The organism is Dialister sp., from assembly GCF_051885895.1.
GTDB lineage: Bacteria > Bacillota > Negativicutes > Veillonellales > Dialisteraceae > Dialister.
This window is the reverse complement of sequence record NZ_JBJEXP010000075.1, coordinates 1-8,083: the sequence shown is the minus strand read 5'-3', so window position 1 is coordinate 8,083 and position 8,083 is coordinate 1. Positions and strand designations below refer to the sequence as shown.

Annotated in this window: 8 protein-coding genes and 1 pseudogene; 7 read left to right on the top strand and 2 right to left on the bottom strand. The window is 48.1% G+C overall.

Annotation, left to right across the window (positions count from 1 at the left end):
* Window positions 1-388: 388 nt before the first annotated feature.
* Window positions 389-1,153: an alpha/beta hydrolase gene (locus ACI4N7_RS06300; RefSeq protein ID WP_439732502.1), complete on the bottom strand. Its 765-nt coding sequence runs from the start codon at window positions 1,151-1,153 to the stop codon at window positions 389-391.
* Window positions 1,154-1,323: 170 nt separating this feature from the next.
* Here ACI4N7_RS06300 and ACI4N7_RS06295 point away from each other — a divergent pair, with 170 nt between their 5' ends.
* The gene (locus ACI4N7_RS06295) at window positions 1,324-2,688 is read left to right on the top strand and encodes a hypothetical protein (protein WP_439732501.1); all 1,365 of its coding nucleotides are present in this window, start codon (window positions 1,324-1,326) and stop codon (window positions 2,686-2,688) included.
* Between the two features lie 94 nt (window positions 2,689-2,782).
* Window positions 2,783-3,487, top strand: a complete 705-nt coding sequence (locus ACI4N7_RS06290) for a hypothetical protein (protein WP_439732500.1) — start codon at window positions 2,783-2,785, stop codon at window positions 3,485-3,487.
* 21 nt (window positions 3,488-3,508) lie between these two features.
* Here the strand turns inward: ACI4N7_RS06290 and ACI4N7_RS06285 are convergent, their stop codons facing one another.
* On the bottom strand, window positions 3,509-3,658 hold the full coding sequence (locus ACI4N7_RS06285) for a hypothetical protein (protein WP_439732499.1): 150 nt from the start codon (window positions 3,656-3,658) through the stop codon (window positions 3,509-3,511).
* A gap of 57 nt (window positions 3,659-3,715) precedes the next feature.
* On the opposite strand from ACI4N7_RS06285, the gene scfA reads away from it, so the two are divergent.
* From scfA to ACI4N7_RS06260, 5 genes and pseudogenes are all read left to right on the top strand, one after another.
* Window positions 3,716-3,886: a six-cysteine ranthipeptide SCIFF gene (scfA, locus tag ACI4N7_RS06280; protein WP_008860055.1), complete on the top strand. Its 171-nt coding sequence runs from the start codon at window positions 3,716-3,718 to the stop codon at window positions 3,884-3,886.
* A gap of 114 nt (window positions 3,887-4,000) precedes the next feature.
* Window positions 4,001-5,437 carry a thioether cross-link-forming SCIFF peptide maturase gene (gene scfB, locus ACI4N7_RS06275; RefSeq protein WP_439732498.1) on the top strand — a complete coding sequence of 479 codons (1,437 nt, stop codon included), beginning with the start codon at window positions 4,001-4,003 and terminating at the stop codon, window positions 5,435-5,437.
* A 263-nt stretch (window positions 5,438-5,700) separates the two neighbouring features.
* Complete coding sequence (locus ACI4N7_RS06270; RefSeq protein WP_439732497.1) at window positions 5,701-6,147, top strand: hypothetical protein; 447 nt, start codon at window positions 5,701-5,703, stop codon at window positions 6,145-6,147.
* A 14-nt stretch (window positions 6,148-6,161) separates the two neighbouring features.
* On the top strand, window positions 6,162-7,370 hold the full coding sequence (locus tag ACI4N7_RS06265; protein WP_439732496.1) for a hypothetical protein: 1,209 nt from the start codon (window positions 6,162-6,164) through the stop codon (window positions 7,368-7,370).
* Window positions 7,371-8,083: pseudogene (locus ACI4N7_RS06260) on the top strand (hypothetical protein); the annotation flags it as partial.

Genomic DNA, 8,083 nt, shown 5'->3' with positions numbered 1-8,083 from the left:
ATTCGTAATGCGTAGGTCGCAGGTTCAAATCCTGTTGCCGGCTCCATGAATAAAAGCCTTACATCAATCGACGAAATCGGTTGATGTAAGGCTTTTTGCGTTTATGTGGGCAGTAAGGGGCTTCCCGATAGGGGTAAGGATAAGTCTGTAAATTTGACAGAATACCCTATGCGGAAAATCAGGTTCCACCGCCTGCGGTATACAGCATAAAGGAAATATAAATACAGTTTCCGTAACGCTGAGTTTTTGTTCATTGCTTGCAAAGCAGTGATACCACAACCTTTGAGCTGAAGGCCCATCAAACTTAAAACCTTAAGAACCCTCAGCTCCGAAGGGGCTGTCCACATTCTCCTCTGAATCCTATGAGCCCGGGCCGCGAAGCAATCCCTTATCCATGGAAAAATTCTATAATTTTGTGAATAGCCAGGGCCATGTGGTCGGGATTTTGGAAGGGATGGTTGGCGCCTTCTACCGGAATGAATTCGATGACATTGTTTTCAGCAAAAGTGCGGGAGGCTTCTATGGGAATCATTTCATCCTTTGTGCCGTGAATAATGAGCATGGAGTCGGCAAAGTCAAAATATTCCTGTTTCATCACGTCAAAGTTTTTGAGTGATTCAAAGAAAGAAGCATCCACCTTCATTTTTCTTTCAAAGCCTACGGAAATTTCTTTTCCTTTGCGCAGCTTGGCCTTATCGTCATCGGAAACGTAGCTCATCATGGACTGGTACATGCACACTGCCGGACAGCGCAGGGCAATTTTGGTGAAAGGGTCGCCCCGTTCGATGAGAAAACGGAGAGTCAGGTAACCGCCAAAGCTGGAGGAATAGTTGTATACCCGTTTGGCCTTCAGCACTTCTTTGGCATACTGCGTTACCAGTTCCAGATAGGTAAGACATTCATTTACATCCAGTTTCTTCCTGGCGTCCATGCCGTGGCAGGGCCAGTCAAAGGCTATGACAGCAAATCCCTTGTACTTGGAAGTCAGGTGTTCACCGAAATGAAGTGTTCCGGCGGTTTCCTTGCTGCTTCCAAAGCCGTGGGTTACGATGACAACATCATCAAAGGTTCTGGTGCTTTTGTCACTGTCATTGACAATGAGCCTGCTTCGAATGCTGTAGCCGCCCCGGTTAATATCAAAATGTTTTTCCATGATATCTCTTCTTCCTTAAGTGAATATACATGAAAAATATAACACAAAGAAAGGGAGTGGGCTAGTGTACTGGTAAAATAGTGAATTGGAGATCACTATCCGTCATCTGCTTTTCGCCTGCCGGCTCACTGGTTCACTGGCCCACATATATACTATATGTGGTAAGATAGATGAAGAAATATGAGGTGGTAATGATGGCTTACAGGGAAGATGAACTGACAGCGCTGCTGGAAAAGGATGTGCAGCATCCGGATCTCCTTTTTACAAAAGAGTATATCAGCAGTGGAGGGGTGACTGCTGATACGGGAAAAACCTATGAAGAAACAGTTCTTTCCTGGCTTCTTGCCCATGGAGATGCTCTGGTGCACCGGGATACAAACTGGTCCATGTACAGGACAGTAGTGGAGAAGGCTTCTTTGGGGCAAAGCCGTTTGATGGCGGGCATTCTGGGGCAGAAAGAATTCGCTGGAGGTCTTGCTCTGGATATGTCAGTCCGACTGAAAGACAGCAGGGCGGAAGAATGGGGACGATTTGCCTTTGCTTCCATGGATAAGAATGGAAAGATATTGACTCTCTATGACATGAAGCCTGCGGTGGAAAAAGAACAGCCCCTCAGGAAAATGCTCAGGCTGTGGTCCTGGAAAGAGTCTGTCAATCCGATGACTGTGGCCCAGGCACTGGGACGAAAGGCACCGTTTGCCCTGAAGGCGGTGTCTCTGGTGACCGGCGCATCCAATGATCGCTATGGCCTGCAGGAAAGAAAGGGCCTTTCCCTCAATCTGCAGAGGCTGGGCATATTGCTTGGCGTTTCCATCCGTTATCTGTTTCATGGATTTTATCTGTCTCCTGTGAATCCGGGGCTTTCCCTCTACGGGCAGTATACCCGGGCTGAGCTGCTTTCAAAAGTAGAAAAAGACAGTACTCATCCGGAGTCTTTATATCAGAAGGACTATGTAAACAGGGTGGGTGTTACTTCAGATACCGGAGAGCCTTACAGCAAAGTGCTGGGAGAATGGCTGATTGAGCACCGGGACATATGGATGACACTTCCCCGGGGACTGTACCGCCGGGTGGAAGGTGCACGGGCGGAACGAAGCATGAAAAATGATCTTTTCTCCCAGGTCAGGAAACAGAAGGTTCTGCCGCCCTATGGGAAAGTGCTTTTAGAAGATATTCTATTTCTTGGCAGCCGTTTTCAGCAGATCGGCCGGCCGGTCATGGTGCTGCATGACGCTTCCGGAGAAGGCGCATCCGCCTATTCCATGGTCAGGCTTCTTGAAATTCCTGAATCTTCAGATGCCCTTCTGGGAGCGGTGCTTCGGGCATTTACCCATCTGGCCGTACTGGAGCAGGATAAACTTCTGCAGGAAATGAAACTGCCGGCCTATTCTCATATTGAGAGCCGGATTCTGCTGGAAAAGGGAAGGGGACAGACCGATGGGTTCCTTCGGGATCTGCCATACCTTTCTTCTTTGATGAAAGCCATGGGCATAGGTCTGGCACTGGTGGAAGACGGGTATGAAGCTTTGTGGTAATACCTCTTTTTTGCCAGCTTTCGGGAAATCATTTATAATATAATTAATTCATCTGTTTGAACAGGGTTTATAAGGTCTGCAAGGAGAATATTTCATGGGATTTTTTGATAAGGGTCATAGTAAAGAGAGCCCTATCGGCAATTTGAGAGCACATATCGGCACCTTCATGTACTTTGTTAAAGTGGGCAAGTCAAAGTTCAAAAATAAAGGCAGGGTAGGTGAAATTTTTGAAGATATGGATAATACCCAGTATCTTTTCCAGCAGGCTACGTCCGGCACCATGTATGATATGAAAAAGAAACTGGATTATACCATTTGGGATGCGGCTACTCATAAGTACACGGAAGATATCCAGAAATTGAAGGATGAACTGCTGAAGGCGGTGGATGAAGGGGAAGAAAGCGGAGAGTTCGAGGAAGAAAAGAAGGAAAAGGAAGCAGAGGAAAAGCGTAAACAGGAGGAAGAAGCCAGAAAAGAGGAAGAAGAAACCGGAGACTGGAGAAGCCATATCAAAGGGCAGATGCAGGAAGCAGAAGAAAAAGCGCGCCGGGAAGCGGAAGAGAAGGAACGGGAAAAGGAAACACCCGTGGTAATGGATGATGATGAAACGCTGACGGAAGCAGACTGCCGGGAATTGTGGCGCATTATTCAGGGGCTGGAACGGGAATATAGGGAAATGAACAGTATTGCTGATGACTGGTTCGCCGTTCATGGTAAGAAAACCGGATGCATGGCAGCTCTGGTGGGATTGACTCTTCTGCCTCTGGGAGCTGTGTACGGACTTTACTACCTGCTGTAAAACCGGAAAGTGGGATGGCTTTTACGGAGAATGGAGCTGAGGGCTCAGAAGGAGACCGCCAAAGTGATTCATGGGGATGGCATTCTGCCGGTGCCGGGCATGGGTGAGAATTGGGAAATACAGCCTGGGACCGTCACCGTCACGTAAGCCAACATAATTTTTACTTGTCATTATCCTGTTTTCTATGATATGATTATTTCAGAAAAATTGTTTCGGGGAGGTGACATCATGTCCAAACATATCGTTACAATCAACCAGTCTTCCCTGCAGGACTCCATTAAGTTTGAAGGCTGCAGTGAATGTCAGACTTCCTGCCAGTCTGCCTGCAAGACAAGCTGCACCATCGGCAACCTGATCTGCACAACACAGGAAGAAGCCAAGGAAGCAAAGAGAGCCTGATTTGACGGCCAAGCCCCCGGCCCTGAGGCCGGGGGCTTTTCTATTTCTTTCCTGAAGACTGTTTGGATTGTAAGCGGCAGTTTCCTGAAACTGTTATGAAAAAGGAGATATTTCATGGATTATAATGTAAAGCCCATGATTCACCGTTTCCGTCAGAACGGCATGAACATTGTAATGGATGTTAACAGCGGTATTGTTCATGTTGTAGACGACGTGACATATAAAGTACTGGAATTTTATAATGGGAAAAACCGGGACATGGTTCTGGCAAATCTGTCAGGTTCCTATGAAGAGAAAGAATTAAACGAAGTGATGGATGATCTGGATGAACTGATTCGGAAGGAAGTCCTCTTCGCTCCCATGGATCCCAACTATAAAATGGCTATTGAAGACAGGCCTATTATCAAGGCACTGTGCCTGAATATTGCTCATGACTGCAACCTTCGCTGCAAATACTGCTTTGCAGGACAGGGCGGCTACGGACAGTGGCGTATGCTCATGCCCTTTGATGTAGCCAGAAGAGGCGTGGATTTTCTGATTGCCCACAGCGGTCCCCGGGAACACTGTGAACTGGATTTCTTCGGCGGCGAACCGCTGATGAACTGGCATGTAGTTCAGCAGACCATTGATTATGTGCATAAACAGGAAAAAAAGCACCATAAAAAAATCAAGATGTCTCTTACCACCAACGGTATGCTGCTGGATAAAGAAAAGGTGAAGTATCTGACAGACAACCATATCAGCCTTATCCTTTCTCTGGACGGAAGAAAGGAAATGCATGACCGCATGCGCCCCGATGTCAATGGCGAAGGCACCTATGACCGGATCGTAAAGAATCTGCAGTACTGTGTAGCTCACAGGAATGGGGAAGAATATTATGTCCGCGGTACTTTCACAAAGTATAATCTGGACTTCACCACCGATGTGGAAGATATGCTTGATCATGGATTCCCTGCTGTTTCCATGGAACCGGTGGTAGGAGAAGAAACGGCGGAATATTCGATTACGGAAGAAGATCTGCCCCGGGTCAAGGAAGAGTATGACCGGCTGGCTCGTCTCTTTATCCGCAGGGAAGAGGAAGGAAGACCGTTCTTCTTCTTCCACTTCAACATGGATCTGTGGAGAGGTCCCTGCCTGCCCAAACGCCTTCGCGGCTGCGGAGCAGGTCATGAATATCTGGCTGTTGTTCCGAACGGCGATATCTATCCCTGCCACCAGTTTGTGGGACGGGAAGGCTATGTGCTGGGCAATGTGTATGAAGGACTGAAGAACATGAAAATGATGCATGATTTCCGTACCAATCATGTATTCACAAAACCGGAATGTGTGGACTGCTGGGCCAAGTTCTTCTGCTCCGGCGGATGTCATGCGAATAATGAGGCTTTCGCAGGCGACATTCATAAGCCGTATCATATTACCTGCGAAATCCAGCGGAAGCGCGTGGAATGCGCCATGATGATCCAGGCCTATAACCAGCTGAAAAAGCCGAAGGTCATGTCTCAGCCCGGTTCTTTTGAGGCGAAGAGAGAAGCTGCTGAGAAACAGGGCTGAAAGGTAGAAAAATACGGCAAAAGCAAGGTAAAAAGAGGGGTTTCTGTTTGCACAGAGCCCCCTTTTAATTTATAATATTCTTAAGTGTAGGCAAAATTCAGCACAGCACCGGAAAGCATGGGGATGCTGGAAGAATACATTTTGGCAGGGTATTTCTAGATGCACCGGTTCAATGTATATTCCAGGGCCTGCCTTGGGAATTTGAATCTTTGCGTCCTTCCCGAAAACCGGAAAACAGGTTTTCATGTAAGGAGGATTTACAGATGAAATTAAAAAGAGTAGCAGTTTTAGCACTGGCTGCCTGCATGATCGGCACCGGTGCCATTATGAATGTCAATGCTTTCAGCCTGGGAAGCGTTCTGGGCGGAGTGGCTAAAGTAGGGGGCATAGGCTTCCTTGTATCTAAATATGGAGAATCGATTAACAGTGCCATCAACTCAGTGATGATGAAAGAAGGAGCCGGCACGAATTATGCAACCAAGGTGGTGCCGATTGTCAGTATTGGAAACAACGGGTACATTGGTGCCGCTCAGGTGATTGGCGATGCAGACCAGGTAGAAAAGGTGCAGGCAGTAGGCCAGCTGGAAATCAGCTGGAATGACAAGCTGTTCCGCATTAAGGGACTGATACCTATGGACAGCACGAATCCGACTTCCTTCAGCCGTGTACAGGGTGTAGGCGTATCTGCGGTAATTGATGTAAGAGTATAACGGAGGGTGATTATATGATAAAAAAAGCGTTATTGGCGGCAGGAATTTCCCTTTTATTAACCATGCCTGCTTTTGCAGAAGAACCGGCAACCTTATCCGACCGAATTGACCGGGTGGATGAGGTAATTTACGGGAGTGCCCAGAGCGGTTCGCTGATCACCCGCGTGGACAATGCAGATAACCTGATTTACGGAAACGGGAATTCTTCGGCCAGCGGGCTGGATAACCGGATTACCAATCTTTATACCGATGTGGTAAAGAGTGATAATGATGCAGTTCCTTCCATCGCAACCAGGGTTAATGCCATGGAATATTATCTTACCGATGAAATCAAGTCGGATTCTCTGAAAACCAGGGTAGGAGATCTGGAAACCAAGGTGTATGGAGCAGAAAAAAAGGGCGCTCTTGACCAGCGGCTGGCAAACCTGGAAAAATCGGTATACGGAGACCAGCATTATGAAATGAAATCGGTAGAGCTTCCTGCCAATACCGTCTTCAAGATTTCCCTGAATGATGACGTCAGCAGCAAGACAAACCAGGTAGGAGATCCGGTGACCTTCACGGTACAGGAAGATGTGAGTGTAGGCGATGTGCTCGTACTGCCCAAGGGAGCCCAGGGGAGCGGCGTAGTCACCAAGGTGAGCCGCCCGAAGAGCTTCGGCAGGAGCGGCGCTCTGGATGTATCCTTTGATCAGGTATTTTCCGTAGATGATGAAGTCATCCCCACGGTGCTCGGACCGGAAGCCAAAGAAAAACTGAAGATGGAGGCTGCCGCTGTAGGCGCATCCACCATTGGCGCCCTGGCTCTGGGGCCGATCGGACTGGTGGGCGGATTTTTTGTCAAAGGGAAAGATGTAAGCCTTCCGGCAGGAAGCACGCTGTATATTGAAACCCAGGAAGCGGTAACGACCAAGGGGCTGGAACTGACCAGCGGGGCACCGAATGCTGTCATTCGCAAACGGGTAGTACGTTCTGCGGCAGCGGAAGCTGATAAGGATACAGAAGCAGATGCAGCAGCGGTCAAGGAAACCCCTGCAGCTGCCGAAACAGCAGCTCCGGTAACGGCAGAGACTAAAGCAGAAGAAAAAACAGAAACCATGAATGAAAAAGCAAAAGCGGAATTGGAAGAAGTGCGGGATAAAACAGCTGATGCCAAAGATACAGCTAAAAGCAGCAGCTCCGGTGAAGACACTCCTTCTGTAGTAATTGTGAGAAATGACTAAATGACGAGAACCTATGTAAAACTGCTGGCTCCTTTTGCGCTGTCTGTCCTGCTGGTTATGCCTGTGCAGGGAGAGAGCGGAGAGGGCCTTGAGGATGAAGCGGCGGACAATGCTTCTTCCAGCGTACCTCTGGTATTTGATGCCAAGGGGGTAGCGCGCCCTGCTTCTGCCTATGAACTGGCAGAAAACCAGAAACCGGCGCCGAAAAAAACAAAGGGCAGGGATAAAAAACAACAAGAGGACGTCCCTCAGGATAATGGCATATCTGCCCAAAATCCCATGTATGTTACGGCGGACCGCATGCGCTACAATGATACCACCGGTGATGTGGATGCCATGGGGAAAGTGGTAATCAAACATATGCTTGATACATACCAGACAGAGTATGTATATGGCAATTCCATTGCCCAGAAATATGTGATTCCGGGAGAAGTACACTGGGTCAATCCAACCACAAACCTTAAGGCTGCCAGGGCGGAGTATGATGCTTCTGCCTCTATTGGCCGTTTTGAAAAGCTGGATGGCTGGGATTCGGACACCTACTACTTTAAAGGAGCCGATGGCGTTTATGACAGGAATGCCAACAAGCTGGTGGTGCAGAAGGGATATTTTACTACGAAGCATGCAGTGGCCAAAGTACCGGATTACCGTATCGAAGCAGATTCCATTGATATTTATCCCGGAGACCACTATACAGCCCATAATGTGAAGCT

Bases quoted from the DNA above. Each gene is read 5' to 3' on its own strand.
- ACI4N7_RS06300 (WP_439732502.1), bottom strand. From the start codon at position 1,153: ATGGAAAAACATTTTGATATTAACCGGGGCGGCTACAGCATTCGAAGC.
- ACI4N7_RS06270 (WP_439732497.1), top strand. From the start codon at position 5,701: ATGAAATTAAAAAGAGTAGCAGTTTTAGCACTGGCTGCCTGCATGATC.
- ACI4N7_RS06265 (WP_439732496.1), top strand. From the start codon at position 6,162: ATGATAAAAAAAGCGTTATTGGCGGCAGGAATTTCCCTTTTATTAACC.
- ACI4N7_RS06285 (WP_439732499.1), bottom strand. From the start codon at position 3,658: ATGACAAGTAAAAATTATGTTGGCTTACGTGACGGTGACGGTCCCAGG.
- scfA (WP_008860055.1), top strand. From the start codon at position 3,716: ATGTCCAAACATATCGTTACAATCAACCAGTCTTCCCTGCAGGACTCC.
- ACI4N7_RS06290 (WP_439732500.1), top strand. From the start codon at position 2,783: ATGGGATTTTTTGATAAGGGTCATAGTAAAGAGAGCCCTATCGGCAAT.
- ACI4N7_RS06295 (WP_439732501.1), top strand. From the start codon at position 1,324: ATGAAGAAATATGAGGTGGTAATGATGGCTTACAGGGAAGATGAACTG.
- scfB (WP_439732498.1), top strand. From the start codon at position 4,001: ATGGATTATAATGTAAAGCCCATGATTCACCGTTTCCGTCAGAACGGC.